Annotated in this window: 23 protein-coding genes; 19 read left to right on the top strand and 4 right to left on the bottom strand. The window is 32.8% G+C overall.

The genetic code is table 11. The features are described from left to right. The first annotated feature begins 22 nt into the window (after positions 1–22). From AS161_RS05040 to nagA, 11 genes are all read left to right on the top strand, one after another. Complete coding sequence (locus AS161_RS05040) at positions 23–847, top strand: TatD family hydrolase (RefSeq protein ID WP_164542017.1); 825 nt, start codon at positions 23–25, stop codon at positions 845–847. Then, on the top strand, positions 840–1406 hold the full coding sequence (gene ruvA, locus AS161_RS05045; RefSeq protein ID WP_011993970.1) for a Holliday junction branch migration protein RuvA: 567 nt from the start codon (positions 840–842) through the stop codon (positions 1404–1406). Before AS161_RS05040 ends, ruvA begins: the two co-directional genes overlap by 8 nt. A gap of 57 nt (positions 1407–1463) precedes the next feature. Beyond that, positions 1464–2015 carry a hypothetical protein gene (locus tag AS161_RS05050; protein ID WP_164542018.1) on the top strand — a complete coding sequence of 184 codons (552 nt, stop codon included), beginning with the start codon at positions 1464–1466 and terminating at the stop codon, positions 2013–2015. 44 nt (positions 2016–2059) lie between these two features. After that, positions 2060–2392, top strand: a complete 333-nt coding sequence (locus AS161_RS05055) for an iron-sulfur binding hydrogenase (protein ID WP_164542019.1) — start codon at positions 2060–2062, stop codon at positions 2390–2392. A gap of 58 nt (positions 2393–2450) precedes the next feature. Beyond that, entirely contained in the window at positions 2451–3083 is a 633-nt protein-coding gene (locus AS161_RS05060; RefSeq protein WP_164542020.1) for a phosphotransferase, read from the top strand. After that, entirely contained in the window at positions 3074–3613 is a 540-nt protein-coding gene (locus AS161_RS05065) for an ATP-binding protein (RefSeq protein WP_164542021.1), read from the top strand. The genes AS161_RS05060 and AS161_RS05065 overlap by 10 nt, the downstream gene beginning before the upstream one ends. Positions 3614–3639: 26 nt before the next feature. Then, positions 3640–5853, top strand: a complete 2214-nt coding sequence (locus tag AS161_RS05070; protein WP_164542022.1) for a POTRA domain-containing protein — start codon at positions 3640–3642, stop codon at positions 5851–5853. A gap of 39 nt (positions 5854–5892) precedes the next feature. Next, positions 5893–6510, top strand: a complete 618-nt coding sequence (locus AS161_RS05075) for an N-glycosylase/DNA lyase (protein WP_041257126.1) — start codon at positions 5893–5895, stop codon at positions 6508–6510. Positions 6511–6542: 32 nt separating this feature from the next. Further along, a complete protein-coding gene (gene ftcD, locus AS161_RS05080) occupies positions 6543–7454 on the top strand; it encodes a glutamate formimidoyltransferase (protein WP_164542023.1) in 912 nt (303 codons plus the stop codon). 113 nt (positions 7455–7567) lie between these two features. Next, positions 7568–8521, top strand: a complete 954-nt coding sequence (locus AS161_RS05085; RefSeq protein WP_164542024.1) for an aldo/keto reductase — start codon at positions 7568–7570, stop codon at positions 8519–8521. A 264-nt stretch (positions 8522–8785) separates the two neighbouring features. Further along, on the top strand, positions 8786–9847 hold the full coding sequence (gene nagA, locus AS161_RS05090) for an N-acetylglucosamine-6-phosphate deacetylase (RefSeq protein WP_164542025.1): 1062 nt from the start codon (positions 8786–8788) through the stop codon (positions 9845–9847). An 80-nt stretch (positions 9848–9927) separates the two neighbouring features. On the opposite strand, the gene AS161_RS05095 is transcribed toward nagA, so the two are convergent. Continuing rightward, positions 9928–12990: an alpha-mannosidase gene (locus AS161_RS05095; protein WP_164542026.1), complete on the bottom strand. Its 3063-nt coding sequence runs from the start codon at positions 12988–12990 to the stop codon at positions 9928–9930. A gap of 238 nt (positions 12991–13228) precedes the next feature. Here AS161_RS05095 and AS161_RS05100 point away from each other — a divergent pair, with 238 nt between their 5' ends. From AS161_RS05100 to AS161_RS05110, 3 genes are read left to right on the top strand one after another with little or no spacing between them, the layout of a single operon-like run. Next, positions 13229–13435 carry a DUF6485 family protein gene (locus AS161_RS05100; protein WP_011993981.1) on the top strand — a complete coding sequence of 69 codons (207 nt, stop codon included), beginning with the start codon at positions 13229–13231 and terminating at the stop codon, positions 13433–13435. Positions 13436–13438: 3 nt separating this feature from the next. Beyond that, on the top strand, positions 13439–14389 hold the full coding sequence (locus tag AS161_RS05105; protein ID WP_164542027.1) for a MoxR family ATPase: 951 nt from the start codon (positions 13439–13441) through the stop codon (positions 14387–14389). 33 nt (positions 14390–14422) lie between these two features. Next, positions 14423–15169 (top strand): alpha/beta fold hydrolase, encoded by a 747-nt coding sequence (locus AS161_RS05110; RefSeq protein WP_164542028.1) that lies wholly within the window; start codon positions 14423–14425, stop codon positions 15167–15169. Positions 15170–15277: 108 nt separating this feature from the next. On the opposite strand, the gene AS161_RS05115 is transcribed toward AS161_RS05110, so the two are convergent. Genes AS161_RS05115 through AS161_RS05125 form a run of 3 tightly spaced genes read right to left on the bottom strand, consistent with a single transcriptional unit; the run spans position 15278 to position 18413 of the window. After that, positions 15278–15661: a DUF123 domain-containing protein gene (locus AS161_RS05115; RefSeq protein ID WP_011993984.1), complete on the bottom strand. Its 384-nt coding sequence runs from the start codon at positions 15659–15661 to the stop codon at positions 15278–15280. A gap of 19 nt (positions 15662–15680) precedes the next feature. Further along, positions 15681–17102 (bottom strand): hypothetical protein, encoded by a 1422-nt coding sequence (locus AS161_RS05120; protein ID WP_164542029.1) that lies wholly within the window; start codon positions 17100–17102, stop codon positions 15681–15683. A gap of 27 nt (positions 17103–17129) precedes the next feature. Continuing rightward, positions 17130–18413 carry a DUF58 domain-containing protein gene (locus tag AS161_RS05125; protein WP_164542030.1) on the bottom strand — a complete coding sequence of 428 codons (1284 nt, stop codon included), beginning with the start codon at positions 18411–18413 and terminating at the stop codon, positions 17130–17132. A gap of 142 nt (positions 18414–18555) precedes the next feature. Between AS161_RS05125 and AS161_RS05130 the strand changes: the two genes are divergently transcribed. The 5 genes from AS161_RS05130 to AS161_RS05150 are packed head-to-tail and all read left to right on the top strand — an operon-like array spanning position 18556 to position 22926. Beyond that, on the top strand, positions 18556–21060 hold the full coding sequence (locus AS161_RS05130; protein WP_164542031.1) for a hypothetical protein: 2505 nt from the start codon (positions 18556–18558) through the stop codon (positions 21058–21060). A gap of 39 nt (positions 21061–21099) precedes the next feature. Next, positions 21100–21636, top strand: a complete 537-nt coding sequence (locus AS161_RS05135) for an NUDIX hydrolase (protein ID WP_164542032.1) — start codon at positions 21100–21102, stop codon at positions 21634–21636. Then, positions 21636–22229, top strand: a complete 594-nt coding sequence (locus tag AS161_RS05140; RefSeq protein WP_164542033.1) for a hypothetical protein — start codon at positions 21636–21638, stop codon at positions 22227–22229. Before AS161_RS05135 ends, AS161_RS05140 begins: the two co-directional genes overlap by 1 nt. A gap of 39 nt (positions 22230–22268) precedes the next feature. Next, positions 22269–22676, top strand: coding sequence for a flagellar export chaperone FliS (gene fliS / locus AS161_RS05145; protein WP_011993990.1), 408 nt, complete (start codon positions 22269–22271; stop codon positions 22674–22676). Positions 22677–22713: 37 nt separating this feature from the next. Then, positions 22714–22926 (top strand): hypothetical protein, encoded by a 213-nt coding sequence (locus AS161_RS05150; RefSeq protein WP_164542034.1) that lies wholly within the window; start codon positions 22714–22716, stop codon positions 22924–22926. The last annotated feature ends 35 nt before the right edge of the window (positions 22927–22961 follow it).

Raw genomic sequence — 22961 nt, forward strand, 5'->3', positions numbered from 1 at the left:
ATAAAAGGGAGGGTATGTACAGATGAAAACGGAAAATCAGAAACTTCAAAATCTTATAGATACTCACGCACACTTGCATATGAAACACTTTGAAAAGGATAGAGATGATGTCTTTAAAAGAGTAACACAAATGAAATTCGTACTAAACGTCTCAACAAGTATTGAAGACTTGAATGACACAATTAAGATAGCAAATATTTTGCCAAACGTATTTTTAGCTCTTGGAATACATCCGCACGATTCTGGAAATGTTCCAAATGATTATATTGAAATCTTAGAAAATTTAGCACTCAAAAACAAGAAAGTTTTAGCGATAGGTGAAATTGGGTTAGATTATTTTAGAAATTTCTCACCTATAGATACTCAAAAAAGAGTCTTCGCAGAACAGTTAATGCTTGCAAATAAACTTGGTAAACCTGTAATTTTGCATATCAGAGACGCTTACGAAGATGTCTACGAAATAATAAAACTCATAGGCCCAGAAAATGGAGGAATTGTTCACGCGTTCAGCGGAGATGAGAATTGGGCTAAAAAGTTTGTAAAACTTGGTTTTAAAATAGGAATCGGTGGACCAATAACATATCCAAAGAACGATTTACTTAGAAACGTAGTCAAAATAATAGGTGTGGAAAATGTCGTTACAGAAACAGATTGTCCTTACTTACCTCCACAACAGTATCGTGGAAAGAGAAATGAACCTATTTATGTATATTACGTCTTCGAGCAGTTAAACGAAATTTTTGGTCTTGACATAGATATATATGATATAATTTGGAAAAACACAAAGGAAATACTAAAAATAAACGAAGATTTGGCTAATTCATCAGTTGGTGATAACGATGATTGAAATAATAGAAGGCATATATAAAGGTAGAAGCGAAGGTAAAATACTTGTTTCAATTAACGGAGTAGTATTCGGAATAATAACAGATGCGGAAAGTTTTTCCGAATTTAACGAAGGGGATAAAATTTTAGTTTACACAAAACTTATCGTGTCTCAAGAAGATATGACAATATACGGATTTGATTCAAAAGTAAAGAAAGAAACTTTCGAAAAATTGATAAAAGTTTCAAAACTCGGTCCAAAAACAGCAATCAAAATTCTTTCATCAACAACTGTTGATTTTTTATCAAACGCAATCGCAACTGGAGATGTCGAAAAACTTTCATCTATTCCAGGAATAGGTAGAAAAACAGCCGAAAGAATGATTACAGAACTAAAAGATGAATTCGAGGTTGTTGAAGTAAATGAAGAGATGCTTGAAGCAATAGAAGCTCTTGTATCTTTAGGTTACTCAAAAACGCAAGCAAGAAATGCTGTTTCCAAGGTTCTCAAAGAAAGTCCGAATATAAGCAACGTTTCGAAAATAATAAAAGAAGCTTTAAAGATACTTGCAAAGATTTAAATAAAAAATCAATTTCAGCTCCAACTTGTCCACAAATATGGGTTAGGAGCGGTGTTTATGGCAAGTACCATTAGTATTAACAATTCGCAAGGGCCTGTTATAGTAAATCCAACATTAGGTTACAAACTTGATCCAGGTGAACCTGGAATACCTTCAGGTGCACCTGCAAGTAAAAGCGTTCTCAGGGTACTTGGTCAAGAACTCGCCAATTATATGGATTTCAAAAAGCAAGCAATGGAAAAAGGCGGCTTTATAATAGCCGGGGGAATATTTCTCGATATGCAAAAGAGAGGTTCATTCCTCGCTGCCGTTGCAGGGAAAACAAGAGTATTAATGTACATCCCTGGTGAAAAAAATCAAGCAAACGGTAAACCTGAACAACAAAATAACCAATTTGATACAATTGATTTTGAAAGCGATTTAAAAAAGTCAAAGATAGAACAAAAAATAGATGAGTTATACAGGAAGCTCTCAACAACAAACGATCCTTTGGAAGCCGAAAAATTACAACAACAAATACTTATGCTTACAATGGCTATGAATGCCCTTATGTTTGGAATGAAAATACCTGAATTACTTGTGGGGATGTTACTCAATACAACTGTTTAAATATAAAAACAAGAACAAATAAAAACATCTTGGAGGGATAGGGTGTGAAAATTTCTGAAATTGCAAATGCATTGGGTTTAAAAACCGTTTATTTTTGCAACGATTATGAAATTGAACATGGTTACGTTGGCGATTTACTTAGCATTGTTATGAGATCCGCCCAACAAAATTCAATATGGTTAACTGTACAAAGCCATGTGAATATTATCGCTGTCGCGTCACTTACAGGTATCAAAGCCATAGTTCTCTGTGAAGATCTTGAATTTCCTGACGAAACTATTCAGAAAGCAAAAGAAGAAAACATAAATTTATTTGTATCGAAGGAAAATTCATATATAACCGCAGGGAGAATATACGAACTTGGTATCAAATGGTAAATTATATAAAGCCGATTTACATATTCATTCTTGTCTTTCACCGTGCGGGGATATAAGTATGCTCCCCTCCGTAATTTGTGAGAAACAGTTGGATGTAATATCAATAACTGACCATAATTCCGCTCGAAACGTAGCGGTTTTTATTAGTTTATGTAAAGACAAAATAGTTGTTCCTGGAATAGAGATACACACAGTCGAGGATGTACACATATTAGGTTATTTTCCAGAATTAGAACATTGTTTAAAAGTTTCAAAAATTGTTGAAGAAAATCTTCCGAAATTTCCATACGACCCAGAAAAATTCGGATATCAAATAGTTATAAACGAAAACGAAGAATTTGTAAATACAATCGATGAGTACCTTGGCTTCCCTACTAATCTAACTATAGAAGACGCAATTGAAATAATACTATCCAATCACGGTTTGCCAGTTTTCGCACATGTTGATAGGAAATTTGGGGCTATTTATCAACTTGGTTTATTACCGGAAGGGACTAACGTGGTTGAGGTTAAAAAGCGTGAAACTTATGAGGAACTGAAGAAAAATGGTTATATCGCACTCACATCATCCGATGCACATTTGCCAGATGAAGTAGGCATAAGGAAAATCTTTATGGAGGACAAACCAAAAAATTCGCAAGAAGTTATAGATATGATTTTAGAAAGGAGGTTTAAGACCATTTGGGATTGATTACGATATCTGACCACATACACGACATTGCTGAAAACTCTATAAATGCAAAAGCAAAAAATGTAAAAATAACAATAAAAGAAACAGATGACAAATTTTATTTTTCTGTAGAAGATGATGCTGGCGGGATAAGACCAGAAATACTTGAGAAAATATTTGACCCATTCGTTACAACTCGAAAAAAAGAGATAAGAAGGGTTGGGCTTGGTTTACCATTTTTGAAACAAGCAACTGAATTAACAGGCGGATATACGAAAATTAACTCAGAAATAGGCAAAGGTACAAAAGTTGAGGCACTTTTTTACAAATCAAACATAGACTGCCAACCTGTTGGAGATTTAACTGGTACTTTTTTTACATTACTCTTAAACAATTCGTTAAATTGGGAAATAGAAAGATGTTTAAACGAAGAATGCTATGTTATAACCAGTGAATCCATTAAAACTTATCTTGGAGAGATAGATTCTCCGCAAAAAATGATGGTTCTAAAAGAACTAATAGAAGAATTAGAAAATTCAATAAAAACATAATCATTGATATTTAGGAGGGACTAAAGATGATTAGAAAAAGCATTTTTTCAGTGATTTTACTTTTTGTTATTTCGATTCTGTCATTTTCTTTCGTACTCGTAGATGTAAAGTTTGAAGGATTGAACAACGTTACCAAACAAGACCTTGAAAGTTACTATAAAGACTATATTGGAAAAAATGTGAATGAAAATGCTATAAACGATATAATAAGCTCTATCGATGAAACGGGATATTTTGAAGAAATTCAATACAAACTAAACAACGTAGAAAATGACGAAAACAAAAAAATATTGAATATAAATGTAGTGGAATACCCACCTGTAAAAAAGGTAAATTACGATATTAAAGGTCCTGGAATAATTGACATTGAAACAGTAAAAAAAGAAGTAAAACTAAAAGAAGGGAAACCACTTAGTTTCTCAAATTTCTGGGAAAGTATCAACAAAATAGCAGATCTATACTCAAATAAAGGATATTTGGTTGCCACTCCAAGAATCCAAAATAAAGATTTTGGCTTCATCTACGTTAGTGGTGCAATTTCAGAAGACAATGAAGTTACTTTCTCAATAAAAGAATACGTACTGTACAACATTGAATTTAACGTTGTAAGTGATGATGAAGAATTCAAAAATGCATTTAAAGATGTGGTTAAAAATGTATCAGTAAAAAAGTACGCTGATTATGAAAAGAAAAATTGGTTTGAGAGAATTTTTGATTCTGAAAAAGATTACGTGCCATCTCAGCAAGTACTTCAAACGATTTTTCAAACACTCTCCAAATACGTATATGTGAAAGTTGTAGATTTATCGGTAGAAGAATCACAATCCAAATTCCCAGCAAAAACCCTTTTAATAACAGTTACAGATAACACAATTACACAACAACCTTTAAAAATAAAAGGAATTAGAACAGTTGGTAATACACTCTTCACACAAAAAGAGTTAATAGGTGATACCACTGAAGGAACGTACACAAACTTCCAGATACTTTCAAAAGTTCAACAAGTAAAAAATACATACGATAGTAAAGGTTATTTTATTGATCTTAATTTAGGAATGGATGAAGAGGGATATCTTAACATAAAGATAACGGAAATCAAAGTTGGACAGGTAAAAATTTCAGGAAACGACGTAACAAAAAATTATGTTTTTGACGATGTCATAAGCATAAAACCTGGTGATTTTCTAAATCGCACAGAACTTCAAAATATCTATATCGAACTTACAAAATTAAATTTCTTCAAAAATATCGATATAGGTATAGAGCCTGTTGAAAATGATAAAACTAAGGTTGATGTAGTTATAAAACTAACGGAAAAAGACAAAAAGTTTGATTTCAACGGAGGAATTACATGGGGACCATTAATCGGTAAAGAATGGTGGGAAGGAATTGCTGCAATGCTTTCTATTTCTTCTACTAATCCATTCGGATACGGTGAAAATTTCTCTATTTCTTTACAAAAAGCTTTTTCAACAACAGATTTTTCGTTAAGTGCTGGGATAAGGAAACCGTTTGAATTACCAATTATTTTTAGTAATTCATTAACTTACAAAAATCAGCCATCCAACGATGGAAATGAATCAAAATTATCTTACTCAATAAATGTAAATACAATTAAAACAACTCTAGGACAATTTGGTATAAGCGTAGGCTATAATGATACAAATATATCAGCAAATGATACACCTCAATCTACAAATACAAAAACATTATCACTTTCTGGAAGTTATTTGTACGAAACCCTTGATAACATTTACGTACCTATGAAAGGTTATTCATTCTCAATCTATGGTACAAAATATTTCCCAATATCACAAAATGATCCTAATGCCATTAGTTATTTAACTGAGTTAACTTTCCATATTCCGTTTAATTCATTTGCTTCGTTTGCTACACGCTTAGTTGCAGGACAGGTATTCCAAATTTCTGGTGAACCTATAACTTATGAGCTTGCAGGTATTAACCAAGTAAGAGGTGTCAAATCAACGGATAAAGGTCCTGTCATTGGCTTGAACAATAATGAAATTAGATTTAAAATTCCTGAGCAAATGTCCTATATTTCACTTTTTTACGATTTAGGTTTTGTAGATAGTGAGTACAAGTTAGATAAACTTGTTAGTTCCGCCGGTATAGAATTTGGACTTACTGTACCTATGTTTGGACTTATAAGAGTAGGTTGGGGAATTCCAATTCCTTCGACTAACCTGAATTTCTACTTTACATTTGGAAAGACATTCTAAAAATCAGAAAATAAAGGAGAACCCTGTTATATGGAAAAAATAAAAGAGTTTATAGAAAAATTAAACGAAATACGAGAAGAAGCAAAGCCTGCTGTTGAAGCAAGATGGGAAGAATTTGAGAATTTAAGAAAGAATGGTACGGAAGAAGATTTATTTTCAGAGTTAAGTTTTTGTATCCTCACAGCAAACTGGAGTGCACAAGGTGGTATAAAAGCTCAAAAAATAATAGGAAATGGTTTTGCTTATCTTTCAGAAGAAGAACTTTACAAAAAACTCAAAGAGGTCGGACATCGTTACCCAGAAGCAAGAGCAAAATACATAGTTTCAAACAGATGGATAATTGGCAAAATAAGAGAAATCATATCGCAAGATGACCCCAGAGAATTTTTTGTTGATAACATAAAAGGTCTTGGGTGGAAAGAAAGTTCACATTTTTTAAGAAATATCGCTTTCCCAAATTATGCCATTTTAGACAAACATGTACTAAGAATAATGAAACAATACGGGTTAATAGACGAGCTTCCAAAAGGATGGACGAAAAAAAGATATCTAGAATACGAAGAACGGCTAAAAAAAGTAGCAGAACTCTTTGGGGAACATATAGGCAAATTTGACCTGTACCTATGGTATATGATAAAAAGGAAAGTAGAGAAATAATTTGCTAACATTCTAAAATGGGAGGGGCTAAAATGAAACTTATCGAGAGCGTTCCAAATTTTAGCGAAGGTAGACGTGAAGAAATCGTCAGACAAATTATTGAGGAAGCAAATAAATATAAAAAAGTGCGTGTATTGGATTGGTCAATGGATAGAGATCACAACAGATCAGTTGTTACATTGGTTGGTGAGCCTGAAGAGGTATTGGAAGCTTTATTTGATATGACAAAAAAAGCTTCAGAACTAATTGATTTAAGATACCATAAAGGTGAGCACCCTAGAATGGGAGCAACGGATGTTATACCACTAGTTCCGTTAGTTGGTACAAAGATGGAAGAATGTGTTGAATGGTCAAAAAAACTTGGTGAAAGAATCGGAAGAGAATTAAACATACCAGTATACCTTTACGAAAGAAGCGCAACTTCTCCTGAGAGGGAAAACTTGTCTGAAATAAGAAAAGGTGAATTTGAAGGATTTTTCGAAAAAATAAAAGACCCAAAGTGGAAACCAGATTTTGGTCCAGATAAAGTACATGAAACAGCAGGTGTCACAGCAGTTGGCGCTCGCGAATTCCTTATAGCTTTCAACGTCAATTTGGGGACAAACAACATAGAGATTGCAGACAAAATAGCAAAAGCAGTAAGGCACATTAGTGGTGGTTATCGATACGTAAAAGCAATGGGAGTAGAACTCAAAGAAAAAGGAATAGTTCAAGTATCGATGAACCTCACTAACTACAAAAAATCTCCTATATTTAGAGTATTCGAAACAATCAAAAGAGAGGCAGAAAGATACGGTGTACCAGTAGTTGGAAGCGAAATAATAGGTATGGTACCATTACAGGCAATAGTAGAAACATTCATGTGGTATCTCCAAATAGATGAATTCGGTCCAAACAGAGTAATTGAGCAAAAACTTCTTGAACAATTGACAAAAGAACAATAAGAGTTTTTATTTTATAAAAGGGAGTGCGTAAAATTAAATTAGACAATTGCACTCCCTTTTGTTTTGTGGTATAATAATTCGCAGTACGAACCAAAACGAAGGAGGTGGGCTTTATGGAATACAGAAAAGTAGGTAAATGGGGCTTAAAAATCAGCGAAGTATCGCTTGGTTCATGGCTTACATTTGGCAATCAACTCGACTTAAATTCAACAAAACAAGTTGTCCGATACGCAGTAGAAAATGGTATTAATTTTATCGATACCGCTGAAGCTTATGCAAACGGTATAGCAGAAGCAATGCTTGGCATGGTGCTTAAAGAATACAGAAGAGAAGACTTGGTAATTTCAACAAAAATCTTCTGGGGTGGAGATGGTCCAAACCAGAAAGGGCTTTCGAGAAAACACTTGCTCGAAGGTACATGGAATTCATTGAAGAGATTGCAACTTGATTATGTAGATATACTTTACTGTCACAGACCAGACCCAGAAGTCCCCATGGAAGAAGTAGTCTATACAATGGACCAAATACTAAAAAGTGGACTTGCATTTTATTGGGGAACGAGCGAATGGAGTGCGGAAGAAATTGAGCAAGCTTGCAAAGTTGCGGAAAAAATGAACGCGATGCCACCTGTAGTCGAACAACCACAGTACAATTTAATATTTAAAAAACGTGTTGAAGAAGAATACGCTCCAATATACGAAAAATATGGTATCGGAACAACAATTTGGAGTCCACTTGCTTCAGGTGTGTTAAGTGGTAAATACCTCGAAGGTATTCCAGAAGGTTCTAGATTAGATAGATGGCCATGGCTAAAGAAAACAATGGAAGAAAGAGGTATATTCCAAGAAGAAACACTTCAAAAATTAAAAAGAATAAAAGAAATCGCGGAAGGTTTAGGCGTAACAATGGCTCAACTTTCAATTGCATGGTGCTTGAGGAATCCACACGTAAGTAGCGTTATACTCGGTGTAAGCTCATTAGACCAACTTAAAGAAAATATAAAGGCCGTTGAAGTAAAGAATTTGATAACTGATGAAATTTATTCGGAATTAAACTCATTATTTTGATATTATCTAAAAAAACAAAGAAAAACACTCCCGAGGTGGTATGTCGAAACCACTGAGGGAGTGTTTTATATAGAATAAGTTCGTTTATAGTATAATTTAATAAACTATCTAGATTAAATATCCATTTCCATACTAACTACGAGAAAACAAGTATGTAAAATTATCTTCTAGAGAATTTTTATCTGACATCTTTCGGTTTACCAAAATAAAAAGCGCAAGTGTACTAAAGATCTTGTTAAATCGGTTGTGTTGCGAGGTGATTAAATGCTTCTAGAAGACGTTCTCATCGTTGATCCAGTCGATGGTGAATACGTTGGTACTATAGAGTTTGACAAAAAAGTGGAAAAGACAGTTCGTTCAAACAAAACACATTACAACTCTATAATTATGCCAGCTTTTGTTGATCCACATATCCACGGAATAATGGGAATAGACACAATGACAGCTTCTTCAAATGACTTTCAAAAGTTTAAGGAATACGAAGCACTCGAAGGGGTTTTCTTATTCCTCTCAACGACGGTTACTTGCACTTTGGAAAGATTGAAAGATATAGGTAATAACTTACCAGATGATTTGAAGCTTCACATCGAAGGACCTTTCATCTCCGAAGAACGTAAAGGTGCGCATAACGAAAGGTATATAATCAATCCACCAAGAAATATCAGTGAATTAGAAAAATATATTCCGATAGAAAAAATTGGAATAATTACAACAGCTCCTGAGAAAGAAAATTTTTTGTATTTTGCTGATAGTTGCAATGAAAAGGGGATAAGGATTTCACTTGGTCATTCAAATGCCAACTTCGAGACAGCTAAAGTAGCATACGAGAAAGGCTATAAAAGAATAACCCATTTTCCAAACGCACTGAGCCCAATGCATCACAGAGACTTGAATATGGTAGGTGCGGTTTTTTACTTTGATTTTATAGTTGAGATTATAGCTGATGGTATACATTCCGCTCCAGAATTCGTGGATTTAGTCTACAAAATCAAAGGTGCAGATAAAATAATCTTGGTTACAGATAGTATATCAGCCACAGGTTTAAAAGATGGAGATTATCTACTTGGTGATTTACCTGTAAAGGTTGTTGATGGTATTGCGAGATTGAGCAATGGAACGATTGCTGGAAGCACTTTAAGATTCTCACAAGCACTGAAAAATTTCCAAAAATTCACAAAGTGCACATTGCAAGAACTTGCTAAAGTATCTTCTTACAATGCCTGTAAAGATTTAGGATTAGATTGTGGTAGAATAACTGAAGGTAAAGATGCGAAATTTGTACAATTAGACAACGAATTGAATATATTGAAAACTTGGAATTATTAGTTGCAAGCTAACGATAAAAAAGTAAAAAGGCTGATGAGAAAATTCTCATCAGCTTTTTTAATCAGTAGTTTTATCGAATTTCACAGTACAAATTCAATGGTGTAAATTTTAAAAGGTTTATAAGTCAATTCTATTTTGCCTTCTTTGAATTCAACTTCAGAAATTTTATTCTCTAAAATATCTACGAATTTCACTTCTTTAAAATTGATTCCTTCTAACTTTATCGTTGCTGTTCCACTGCTCCCAACGGTCTCTAAAATCCTTAAGTATATCTTTTCATCAACTTTTCTTAAAGACAACACACGCAATGAATCAGATGAAATATTTAAATTCCAACCTTTTGTTAATGGTTTACCGTTGAAGGCCTTTATTTTCTTATTCAATTTATCAGCTCTTGCGTAGAATTCTTTTACATCCTCAGAACCATGTAGGTATATTGAATAAATAAAACTTTGTTCTCCTTCGTCAGCAAAGAAATCAGGATATATACCTGCCTTAACTAAAGTCATTTCTATTGTTGAACCTTTCACAATATGTCCGTATTTTCCATTGTTTATAATGCATACACCATGGTCGTACTGTGAAACATCAATCCATCTGTGACCGAGTACTTCAAAACGCGCTTGTTCAAAGTTGGTATTATCATGCGTTGGTCTTTGAATGTATCCGCCATCTAAATCGTATTTTGCATATCTTGATAAAACATTTGTTGGGAAGAGTACCTTAAGTATACTTCTTCTATGATGCCAATCAATTCTGGTTTCAACTTTTAATTCATCGGATTCATTTTCAAGAATCAAGTATTGCCAAATTCTACTTCCCTCGTAATCGTAGAATATTTCCACCACTTTTCTTATCTCATTATCTTCAACAATCTTTATTTTTTCAGCTTTAAGAACAATATAATGGTTCCTCGTTCTGTAATCTATATCCCAATTTTCCCAATAGGCTGGTATATCTTTCGCTGTTACTAAGACATTCCCTTTTTCATTAAACGCCCACTTCTTTAAAACTTTATTGAATATATTTATACTTCCATCACGATAAATGTGTACAAGTAATAAACCATTCTCTATTGTATAATCATCAACGAATTTCTGAGTGTTATGGAATTCTGATTTTTCTCTTTGAACTTTAAACGACAATATTTCGAAAGGTTTTAGTTCATTTTCACTTACGCAAAGATAATTTCCACGGTACGTTTTGATTGTTTTTAAAGATTTATCGCAATCGTTTGTTTTTATAAAGTTGTTGTATTCAAATGAAATGCGTTGCTTAAAAGAAGATGGATTGAAAATAGTAATAATTTCATCATTACCGTCGAAAAATGATTTTTGAATCACATCACATTGCTCTATAACATAATTAAGCTCTTTTTCTGTATCTTCGTAAACTTCTTTAATGGAAGAACCTGGAAGTATATCATGGAATTCGTTCCTTAGTAACACCTTCCAGAGCTCGTCGATTTGCGCTTGTTTATCTCCCAAAAACAACGCGTTCAAAATTTCGGTTGTTCTTAGCTCATCTTCTGCGATTTTGTGAAGTATTTTTGTCCTACTTTGGGAAGTCAGAGTCCCTCTATGGAGTTCAAGATAAAGCTCTCCATCCCAAGTTGGCAACTTAGAATTTGCCAAATCTTGTGTCAAATCACAGAAAAATCTTTCGGTAGTTGAATATTCAACTTCAGGCACTCCTGGTATCTCATTTAACGGATTATAACTTTCGCACATTTCTTCCGAAGGGCCACCGCCACCATCACCGTATCCAAAGGAAATGAAAAACTTGTCGGTAAGTTCTTTTTGCCTGAAATTAGAAAATGTATTAATCAACGATTTTGCACTAATTCTACCGTTGTAACCTTCTTCAAAATTTTTAAAGTTGTAATAAATAACCTCAGAGCCATCTATACCTCTCCACTTGCATATATCATAAGGAAAGTCATTTGCTTCATTCCAATTTAGTTTTGTGGTTACAAAATAATCTATTCCCGTTTGTTTAAGTATCTGTGGTAAAAACCAAGAAAAACCAAATACATCGGGTAACCACGCCACTTTGCTTATTTTTCCAAACTCTTTTTCAAAGAACTTCTGACCGTAATAAAACTGCCTGATTAAAGATTCCACGCCAGGTACATTACAATCAGACTCAACCCACATACCGCCAACAGGTTCCCATTGACCATTCTTTACTAAATTCCTTATCTGCTCAAAAAGTTCTGGATAGAGACTTTTTAAATCTTCGTACATTTGCGCAGAAGATTGAATATAAACAAAGTTTTTATACTTTTTTGCCAATTGAACAGCATTTGCAAATGTTCTGACTATCTTCCTTTTTGTTTCGTGAACAGGCCAAAGCCACGCATAGTCTATGTGCGCATGTCCGGCTACATAAGCCTTTCCAAATTTCGGAAATAACTTTCTTAATGATTTCAGTTTTTCTCCAAAAATTTCAAAATCACTTAAAATGTTTTCTTTTATTTTTTTATCATAGACGCTTTCAAAATATGGAAATTCCGCAGACGACCAAACAGAACTGACCTGTTCAACAATCGCTGGATCATTTTTAACAGTTTTTATATAATTCTCTGTCGCGTGCGGGATATTCAATTTAGAAAGAAATTCATCCGTTAAATTTACAAGAGCATTCGCAAGTGATTCATTATTTGTTTCTTTTATGGTATCAATGACATTTTTTACGAAAAATATAACCTTTCGAATTTCATTGTCGTAAACAACTATCCTTGAATACTTAAAAACACTTTCTTCACGTGTCCCAAAAAGCCCGCGCGCAACTGTTTGAACTTCTATCTTGTGTTCTTTACCATCGCAGAATTGTGTTATATTCAATTCTTCATGGTATGTGTTAACTTCTCCATAAGGCTCTCCATCGATTAGGATTAAACTCTCACCGCCAAACCATGCCTGGATATAAACATCTTCGAAATCATTTTTCCTTAAAATACTGAACTTATTTGAAAAAACCACATGATTAATCCCATCGTAATTCCAAGTGAATGGTAAATCGATATTCTTTCCCTCGTACATCCAACCATAGAAATTAAAATTTTCAATTATAGAATATGGTACTAATTCACCTAATAATCTGCAAAGCCTTCTAACTTCAATATCTTTACTCCTTTTCATAGATACATTCCCCCTAATTTATTGAACTTGTTGCTTTGATTATAAACTTTAAAGTATTTTAATTCCAACATTGGTTCTAAGATGTTTTTTTCTTCTTTCTTTATTTTTCGCTATATAATAGAAATTTTCAGTTATTATCAAAATCCATTTAGTCCTTCTTGGATTTTTATATTTTGTAGGTTATAATCTATAAGTGAGGAACTTAAAAATTTGAAAAATTTAAGGGGAGGTATGGTTTATGGTATCTTGCCCAAATGTACAGAAAAACCTGCAAAATTGTACATGTACATACACATCGTGTGATAAGCGTGGAAAATGCTGCGAGTGTGTTGCATACCACAGAAGTTTAGGTGAGATTCCTGGTTGTTTCTTTTCAAAGGAAGGAGAACGCACGTGGGATAGGTCAATAGAGAATTTTATAAGAGATAAAACAAAGAACAGATAAAAAATGCCTGGAGGGATAATTTTGTTAAATGAAAAGATTATAGAAAACGTTAAAAAAGTTATCAAAGGAAAAGACAAACAAATAAAGGTAGTTCTTGCGGCAATGTATGCAGGAGGCCATGTGCTTTTAGAAGATGTGCCCGGAGTTGGAAAAACTATTTTAGCACGTGCAATTGCAGTGTCGTTAGGGCTTGATTTTAAAAGAATTCAATTTACACCTGATTTGCTTCCAACAGATTTAACAGGTTTATCCATTTACGATAGAAAAGAAGATACATTCAAATTTAGACCTGGACCTGTATTTACTGATATCTTATTGGCTGATGAAATTAACCGAGCAACTCCACGAACGCAATCTGCTCTCCTTGAAGCAATGGCGGAAGGACAAGTTACAGTTGATGGTATCACTCACAAACTTTCCAGCAATTTCTTTGTTATCGCAACACAAAATCCTATTGAATACGAAGGAACATTTCCTCTTCCAGAAGCACAACTTGATAGGTTTATGGCAAGAGTTTCGCTCGGTTATCCAGACAAAGAAAGCGAAATGGAGATACTGACTACTCAAAAGATAAAACATCCAATAGAAGATTTAAAGCCAGTTGGAACTCCAGAAGAGTTCAGTCAAGAAAAGAAAAATGTAAGGCAAGTAAAAATAAGTGAGGACGTGAAAAGGTACATAGTAGATATCATCGAAGCAACTCGAAATCATGAATCATTAAAATACGGTGCAAGCCCAAGAGCAAGCATTTCATTAATGCACATGAGCATGGCATGGGCTTATCTGGATCAGAGAGACTTTGTCTTACCGGATGATATTAAGGAAATTGCACCGTATGTACTAACACACAGAATCATCCAAACAACCGAATCAAAAATCTTGAGAGAAACAAAGGAAGAAATAATAGAATCTATTCTTAAAAAAGTACCTGTCGTTGAAAAAGAGAACGTTTGAAATTTGGCAATATAAAGTTGGGAGATGAACAAATTGAAAGCAAAAAGAGTGAAAATATTGTTCAGTTCTTTAACTTTGTTAGTAACTTTGGTTGTTTTGTGCATATGGTTATTTGATTATTTGAACTATAAACCAGAAGAAATTGTCAAAAACTACTTAGTTTCAAATGAAAACGTTGATGTAAAAATTGAGAGAGAATTCATCGTATTTTCTCCAATAAATTCAACAAACAAAACAAAGATAGACTTAATCTTCTACCCCGGTGGTTTTGTATACCCAGAAGCTTATTCACCGTTATGCTATAAAATTTCCGAAAATGGCTACAGGGTATTTTTAGCCAAAATGCCATTAAACCTTGCTGTATTAAAACCAAACATCGCGGGTGAAATTGTAAAAGAATACAATTTGAAGAAAGTGGTTCTTGCTGGTCATTCATTAGGCGGTGCTATGGCCGCAAAATTCGCATACGATAATCCAGATAAAGTAACTGGATTGATTTTGCTTGGAGCCTATCCAGCAAAGCAGAATAATCTGTCCAACTCAAATATTAAAGTTTTATCATTATTTGGAGAACTCGATGGGCTTGCCACTGTTGAAAAAATTGAAAAATACAAAGAATTGCTTCCAAAAGACACAAAGTACTTTATGATTCTTGGTGGGAATCACTCAAATTTTGGATATTACGGCTTTCAAAAAAAGGATAATCCTTCGAAAATAACGAAGGAAGAACAGCAAAGTATAATTTTGGAAAAAATTTTGGAATTTTTAGATAAGCTCTAATATCTGATATCTAATTAAAAAACTGAGGCTTTAATAAAGATAAGAGCCTCAGTTTTTTAGTTTTTATAATTCATATCATTTACTTCTTTGATAGGTTATTATAGGTTATTAATGTAATATAGAATTCAAATATTCTGAAACCAATCTCATAAATTTTTCAAAATCGTCTATGTAGTATAAGTTTGTTTCTACATCTAAATCAGTGCTACCAAATCCTTTTGGTCCAGAAAATTCTTTTGAAAATTGTTTTGATATTTCTTCTTCAATTTTTTTGTTCGATGAAATCATAAAAATATATTTCACGGTTGCATGTTCTAAAAGATAATCAATATGCCAATGAAACTTCTTTTTAGATGAAAGATGCCTTTGTATCCTTTTTTCCATATTATTCATAGCTGAACCTACATAGACATACAAACCTCTTTTTAAATCCCACTTGTAAATTTTCCTATCTTCGGAAAGCTCTAAAACTAAAATGTAGCTTCCTTTCATCTTAGTCCCCCAAAATCTTTCAATTTTCAAAATTAGCTTTTTGACAAATTTTTATGAATATATTTTTCAATTCAGCTAATTCATCTAAAGAAAAAGTCTTTCTCAATGCGTATTTGAGATTAACGTACGCATTTGTTATCTTTCTTAACTCATCGCTTAGAGCCTCTGACCTTTGTAAGAGCATTTCATACAGTTCATAAGGTGTCAGATAATCGTATTCTGGATAAAAAGTCTTTCTTACGTACAAATAACTGTGTTCTACAAATTCATTATCGTTTAGTTTGAGTATCTCATCGTAAGAGTAATTCGTAGTATAAACAGTTGCTTCGCTTATTGTATTATTTTCCTCATTTTCTTGGACTTTTTCCATCATAGCTTTGAAGAATTTCTTAGTCGTATACCATATAGCGATAAACATTGAAAAACCAACTATTGAATATCCTATAATGGATAAAGTTAATATCACGTTTGGATTTTTGAATGATTCTTTAAGTCTATTCGATGCGCTTGGATTTTCCACGTTATTTCTTTCTTTAAATACTTCTTTCAGTGAATTACTTGATTCACTATTATAAGATTTTTCTTGATATTGGTTTATAGAAATGGGCAGCACATTCTTGCTCATTTCGGTAAATAGAGCGTTTAATACAGCGAAAGATAATATCAAAATAATATTTGTGATAAAAAATGCAGTCCAGATTTTTGGTCTATCTTTCTTGTCAGCTTTGAATGTAAGAAAAATTGTGTACAAAGCTAGTAAACCAGAGAATATTATCGCTAACGCTTTTGACATTTTTGAAAGTTTGTCTTGAATTGTAATATCAAAATTGCTTAGAGCTTTTTGTTGATTAACTTTATTTTCTTGAGTTATAAGTGTTTTATTTTCTTCTATATTAGCTTGATTTTCAGTACTTATGGAAGTTTTTTGGTTGTATTCGACAGATTTACTTGCTTGAAAACTTTTAGATAAATTTTCTATCTTTAATCCAAGTTGTGGAAGGGGTAATAATAGTAAAATAGCCAATAAAGTTAATAAAACAAACCTTTTTTTAGTATTTATATATTCACCAAATTTGTTTAAGTTAAATAGAACGAATGCAAAAGCCATAAACGGAGTAATCATGTTGTTGAAAATAGCAATAGTCATAAAGTAAAATGTGAGGTTTATCAACTCGTTGCTATTTCTTTTTTTCATAATGTAAATAAGAATAGATGCAAGTAATAAAACTATACCAACATTAGTAAATGTGAATGAGTAAAGTAACCCAAAACCAAGTATTATGAGAGAGATTATTTCTTCCCTTACAAGAGTAGATATGACAAAAGCACTTAATACAAAAACTAAATGCGGTGTGAATTTTAGATTTTCAACAGGTAAGACAGAGAGTAAAACTATTATGGTGTTTATTAAGTTTTTTAAAATTACGGAAATAAAGACCACTCCTTGCTTTTTGTATTTTATATTTCTTCACCATTCTTCTTGGATATTGATTAAACCTTCATTTAGACTTACATTCTCGTGCCATATCTCTACTATCACATTCTCGTCTCTCAGAACTTTCGCGTATTTATAAAGTTCTCTGATTTCTATCGGTACGTCATAATACGATTTAAATTTTTTGGTTTTCTCGTCTCGATATCCGTAAGGCATCACAAGTACTATAACTCTTCCACATCTCCCTCTAAGTTCTATTATCTTTTTTACTTCTTCCTTGGTCAAAAACATACTTATGATTATCACCGTATCAACGGGCTGAACTGTCGTTAGTAACTCAGCTACAAAATCCGTTGTGTCTTTCTCGTTTTCTATTGTTCCTTCCGCATCGGAAAGATAATCGAAGTAAATTACGTAATCTTTCTCTATTATTTTTCTAAAACCTTTCTTATCGGATAAAAGCAAATTAATTTTTTCGTGTTTTGTTGAGAAGTAATGTATCAAACCTGTTGTAGCTTTTATGGCGTCCTCTTCGTATTTTTTGCGTATGTAAAGCCAAGCATTTTTCGAATATATCGCACCGGGAAGGTTTAGATCGAGTAATATGTATAAATTTGCCGTTCCTGCGTATTCGTAATCTTTAACTATAAGCTTATCGTATTTAGCGGAGTTTTTCCAATGGATTCTGTTTAAAGGTTCATTGTTGTAATCCCTTAAGTCTTTTATGTAAGATACATCTTCTGATAGTTTGTAATTACTCTTTATCACAGGTATAGCTTCAAGTATTCTTTCCAAAAAAACGCTAACTTCTTCCATATCAGGAAGTACTTTTATGTCAGAATCTATAAATTCGTTCCTAATCAATGCAAATAAATTACCAAAACCGCTTATCTTTATGGAATAAGCTCCTAATTTTTTCGTTCCCCTTGTGCCAAGTTTAGATGAGTAAATTACTTCTTCCTCTTTATTCGGAAATAGTTCTATAAATTTCGGCTCCTTGTTTATAATCAATGGTGGAGTTAAGGTAAGTTTTACATAATATGGTGATTTTATTTTGAACTTAATGTAAAACTCTTCGTTTGCAAATACTCTACCACGGGCATCTACAGATATTTCAATTTCCTCAACTACCCTTTTCTTTCTGAAGTAATCATAAAACACATAAATTACCAATGCGTCAGCTAAAATAATGTACTTGTTGAGCCAAAATATGTTCACAACGAACAATGCAAATAAAAGAAAATACAGAAACGGTGAGTATTTTGCCCAAATTTTTTTATTAACTTCAACCTGTTTAGCTGCACTATTTGCGTTCATACCTGAAAATCTCCTTTTAGATTATTTTGTATATATGGCTGTTCTTCTCAATTATATCCTTTTTGGCTAGTGAATCAACATTCCTTTTTACAATAAATATAATTTAACTTGGTGCTATAATATTTTTTTAGAAGGTGATAGTATGGAATCAACCAAAATGATAATTACTCTTTTAATCATTCTATTATCAATTCAAAGTCTAATCTTCAGCATTGATTACGTACTTTACGGGCACAAAGATACCATTTGGGAGATTGTTTCAGATGGTAAGAATATATATTCAGTTGGCGCGGATGGAATGTTGAAAGTTTGGGATGAAAAATTGCGAATTATTCAAAGTTTTTCCACCCATGATTCTTGGGCTCGGTGCGTCGCTGTTAATGATAAATACATAGCGGTTGGAGGGTATAAGCCGGACAATACGATAAAGGTATTTGATAAAATCTCTGGAAGTCTTTTATACAATCTCACAGGTCACAGTGCATCAATTTTTAGCCTAATTTTTTATAAAGATTACTTGATATCAGGTAGTTCAGATAACAGTATAATTATTTGGAAAGATTTTAAAATAATGAAAATTTTGAAAATACACGATAGTTGGGTAAGGAAAGTATCTGTAATCAACGATAAATTAATTAGTGGTGATGAGAACGGCCGATTAAATATCGTTGATTTTAAAAATTTTAAATTGCTTAAGACGTATGAACTAAAAAGTATGATAATATCTTTTATTTCATTTAATGATAATATCTTCATTGGAACGTCTAATGGAGAGCTGTACAAAGTTGAACTGAAAAATCTTAAAATAAGTTTGCTGAAAAAACTTGAGAATGATATATACGCAATTCACGTAATAGATAATAAACTATTCATTTCTCAGCTTGGTGACGTTATGGTAATTGATTTAAATACCTTAAAAGAGATTAAAAAATTCTCCGTTTCTCCTTCAGAAATAACCTCAATCACTTACCTCGATAATCTTCTTTTCTTATCCAACCGTCAAGGCGAAATTTTCGCATACACACCGGAAGGAAAGTATATTTCAAAATCCTCAAGGCACTTTTATTCCGCTATGAAATTAGCATTAGATGAAAAATATTTATACGTCGCAAGAGAGAATGGTTTATTAGAATCCTACGAGAGAAATACAAGCAAGAAGATATGGAATTATCAGTTCAGTACTCCAATAAGAAGTATTTGTGTTTACAAGCAAAATATCGCAGTTACAACATCTAACGGCGAGTTAGCGCTTTTAAATAACGGGAAAATCACACAGTTAATTAAGCTAAACAACGTCGGTATCTCGATGATTCAGTATAACGATAATTTGATTATAGGCGGTTATGAAATATTGTACAGCTATTCAGCTGGTAAGTTAGATAAAATCCTTGAGTTGAAAAATAAATGGATAACCGCTCTTGATTATGATAAAACTATTTCAGACAAGTTATTTATTGGCACAAATACGGGCGAGATATTTGAATACAATCTGAAAACAAAAAAGCTTTCTGAAATATTCCAATTGCCAAGTGTTGTAGTCAAGTTGATGTATAAAAATAGTTCAATAATTGCTCTTTACCTTGATGGAACTGTTGCTGAAATAAATAAAGACAATATTAAATCTTACAAATCAAGTGTTCTCCCACTTTACGATGGCATTTTAGAAAATTCAAAACTTGTTTTAGTAGGTGAAAACCTAAAAATTGACAACAAAGAAATAAATTTTGAATCACAGATAGTTAGTATCGTTGCTAGTAAAAGTTCAATATACATTGGCTTATCAAATGGAAGAGTTATAGAAATGCAAAATTACAATCCGGTTCGCCAGTTCTCATCACAAATTGGTAAGATTTCCACGCTATTTGCAGGTGAAATAGTTATATCTGGTCACGAGGATGGTAAAATCGCCGTATGGGAGAAGGATAAAGATGGTAATTACGTTATCACTAAAATTTTGGATGACCATTTAGATAGTGTGAAGAAAATCGTAAAATACAAAGATAAGATATTCTCTGCCTCAAGTGATAGGACGATAAAAGTATGGGACCTAAAAAGTGGGAAATTATTAAACACATTAGCTGGTCATAAAGGCTATGTTTGGAGCTTATATATTACTGGTGATTATTTAATTAGCGGAGGGTGGGACGGAAGGGTCATAGTATGGGATATCAATAGTTACAAACCAGTGAAAATTTACGAAACAGGGTTTTCTATAACCGATATTTGGTCAAATTCTAAAGATGAAATATATGTATCTTCATTAGAAGGTTACGTTGCAAAAGTTTCCCCAAATGGTATCGTTAAGAAAAAAATATCTAAAGATACACTATGGTCTATAGATAGCTTTAGTGGTAAAATAGTAAATATCTACACAGCTGGATGGGATGGAAATGTTTATGTTTTAAATAGAGATTTAGAAGTAATTAAAACACATAAGTGTCATAATTCTACGGTATTTAAAATTATGATTTTTAGAAATAATATAGTAACGGCTGGGTCTGACAATACGATTAAAATATGGAATAATGATTTCAAACTTATTATGGAATATTCAAATTTTAGGCAATCAATTCTTTCAATAGCAATCTCAGATTTAACCGGCGAGATAATAACAACAAATGGAGAAAGAATTATCGTTGTAAAATAAAATTTCCAAAATATTTTTTATTAGGGGGTAAGGAAATCTATGGAAAAGACGATAACTACTTCGGTGATATTTAACGGTATGTTACTAAGGGTTTTAAAAGATGAAGTTGTACTCGAAAATGGCGTTGTAACAACAAGGGAATACGTTCAACATCCTGGCGCAGTAGCAGTTGTACCGGTAACTGACGATGGAAAGATAATACTAGTTGAGCAATACAGATACCCAATAAAACAGATGCTCTTAGAGATTCCCGCAGGGAAATTTGATAAGCCTGGAGAAAATCCGTTGGAATGCGCAAAGAGAGAATTGGAAGAAGAAACGGGCTACAGAGCTCAAGAATACACGTACCTCGGATATATACACACAACACCAGGCTTCTCTAATGAAGTTATTCATTTATACTTAGCAAGAAAACTTTACAAAGGCACTATGGATCCTGATGAGGATGAAATTTTAAAGGTACACATTAAGGATTTCGATGAGACAGTACAGAAATGTATTAATGGAGAGATAACCGATGTCAAAACAATAGTAGGGATTATGAGAGCATATTTTAAATTAAGAGGTGAGAAGTAATGATAAGAGCTATCATCAACGGAGAAGAAAAAGTCTATAATTCTAATGACTTTGAAAATTTTGGCGCGTTTTTAAGTAAAATGTTGCCAAGCGGTATGGTTTTGAAGAGTTTGAAAATAAATGATAAAGATATACCAATTTCATTTGTAGAAGAGCTAAAAGGAGCTAAAATAGATGAAGACATAAAAATAGAAATGGAGTTTGTAAATACTGTGGAATTCCTCAAAGAGACTCTTAACGATGTACTTGGATACATAAACAACGTTAAAGTTTTACTCCCACAAGTTGCTAGTAGCTTAATAGTCGGAAACGAAAGTGGTTGGAAGGCAATCACAGACCTTTCCGACGGATTAGCAGCTATGGAAAATTTGAGAAATTCCACACAGCAGATAACAAAACTATCGGAAGAAGAACTTAATTTATCAAAAAATAGAGAAGAAATAGCTAATACTCTTAGAGAGCTACTAAATTCTCTGAGTAACCGGGATAACATTGAAATATCAGATATCGTTGAAAACAAAATACCAGATGTTTTAGACTATTACATAGAATACTTCACTAAAATCTTAGAAGCACTCAAAAATGTTAATTGAATTATAAGATTGAATTATAAGAAAGAAGGAGGCAACTTCATGGATTATTTGGAACAGATGGTAATGACAGCAAGCCCTGCTAAACTTATAGAACTTTTGATTGAAAAAGCTATAAGTGTGCTTGAAGAAGCAAAAGTTTTTATTGATGAAAAAGATTACGTAAAGGCTAACGAAAAAATCGTTAGAGCACAAGATATAGTTATGGAACTTAATTTGGCGCTCGATTTGGAAAAAGGTGGAGATATCGCAAAAAGCCTTCGCGCTCTGTACAATTATATGTACAGAACACTCGTAGAGGCTAATATAAAAAAAGACAAAGATATGATTGATGATGTAAAAACGCTCCTCTCAGATTTACTCTCCACTTGGCGAGAGGCTATGAAACTTGCTGGAAGTACCGCAAGTCAGATAGATGTTAACAAGCCAAGAATTAATTTGAGCTTTTAAATTTCATTAGTTAATTAATTCAACCGAGGAGGTTTTTATGAAGATATCTTTTGTCATTTCAAATATCTTCTTCATAGCTTTTGTTATAGCGCTTGCTATTACGATAATATTTTTTGAAATAGGATTAAGAGCTTTCAGAAAAAGCAACGAGAAAAAATCAAAAGAAAGCAATGCTCTTGGTTTTAGGTGGTTAATAATATCATTAGGATTATTGACTCTTTCAATATTATTTTCTTTTTTCAAATTTTAGGTATTTATTTATAAATTTTAAATGTACAAAAACCA

This window comes from Fervidobacterium sp. 2310opik-2 (assembly GCF_011057735.1).
Taxonomy (GTDB): domain Bacteria; phylum Thermotogota; class Thermotogae; order Thermotogales; family Fervidobacteriaceae; genus Fervidobacterium; species Fervidobacterium nodosum.

Excerpts from the sequence above, each read along its gene's own strand:
- AS161_RS05060 (WP_164542020.1), top strand. The coding sequence starts at position 2,451 with ATGCTCCCCTCCGTAATTTGTGAGAAACAGTTGGATGTAATATCAATA.
- AS161_RS05085 (WP_164542024.1), top strand. The coding sequence starts at position 7,568 with ATGGAATACAGAAAAGTAGGTAAATGGGGCTTAAAAATCAGCGAAGTA.
- ruvA (WP_011993970.1), top strand. The coding sequence starts at position 840 with ATGATTGAAATAATAGAAGGCATATATAAAGGTAGAAGCGAAGGTAAA.
- AS161_RS05130 (WP_164542031.1), top strand. The coding sequence starts at position 18,556 with ATGGAATCAACCAAAATGATAATTACTCTTTTAATCATTCTATTATCA.
- AS161_RS05050 (WP_164542018.1), top strand. The coding sequence starts at position 1,464 with ATGGCAAGTACCATTAGTATTAACAATTCGCAAGGGCCTGTTATAGTA.
- AS161_RS05150 (WP_164542034.1), top strand. The coding sequence starts at position 22,714 with ATGAAGATATCTTTTGTCATTTCAAATATCTTCTTCATAGCTTTTGTT.
- AS161_RS05115 (WP_011993984.1), bottom strand. The coding sequence starts at position 15,661 with ATGAAAGGAAGCTACATTTTAGTTTTAGAGCTTTCCGAAGATAGGAAA.
- AS161_RS05140 (WP_164542033.1), top strand. The coding sequence starts at position 21,636 with ATGATAAGAGCTATCATCAACGGAGAAGAAAAAGTCTATAATTCTAAT.
- nagA (WP_164542025.1), top strand. The coding sequence starts at position 8,786 with ATGCTTCTAGAAGACGTTCTCATCGTTGATCCAGTCGATGGTGAATAC.
- ftcD (WP_164542023.1), top strand. The coding sequence starts at position 6,543 with ATGAAACTTATCGAGAGCGTTCCAAATTTTAGCGAAGGTAGACGTGAA.
- AS161_RS05070 (WP_164542022.1), top strand. The coding sequence starts at position 3,640 with ATGATTAGAAAAAGCATTTTTTCAGTGATTTTACTTTTTGTTATTTCG.
- AS161_RS05040 (WP_164542017.1), top strand. The coding sequence starts at position 23 with ATGAAAACGGAAAATCAGAAACTTCAAAATCTTATAGATACTCACGCA.
- AS161_RS05100 (WP_011993981.1), top strand. The coding sequence starts at position 13,229 with ATGGTATCTTGCCCAAATGTACAGAAAAACCTGCAAAATTGTACATGT.
- AS161_RS05135 (WP_164542032.1), top strand. The coding sequence starts at position 21,100 with ATGGAAAAGACGATAACTACTTCGGTGATATTTAACGGTATGTTACTA.
- AS161_RS05095 (WP_164542026.1), bottom strand. The coding sequence starts at position 12,990 with ATGAAAAGGAGTAAAGATATTGAAGTTAGAAGGCTTTGCAGATTATTA.
- AS161_RS05105 (WP_164542027.1), top strand. The coding sequence starts at position 13,439 with ATGCCTGGAGGGATAATTTTGTTAAATGAAAAGATTATAGAAAACGTT.
- AS161_RS05125 (WP_164542030.1), bottom strand. The coding sequence starts at position 18,413 with ATGAACGCAAATAGTGCAGCTAAACAGGTTGAAGTTAATAAAAAAATT.
- fliS (WP_011993990.1), top strand. The coding sequence starts at position 22,269 with ATGGATTATTTGGAACAGATGGTAATGACAGCAAGCCCTGCTAAACTT.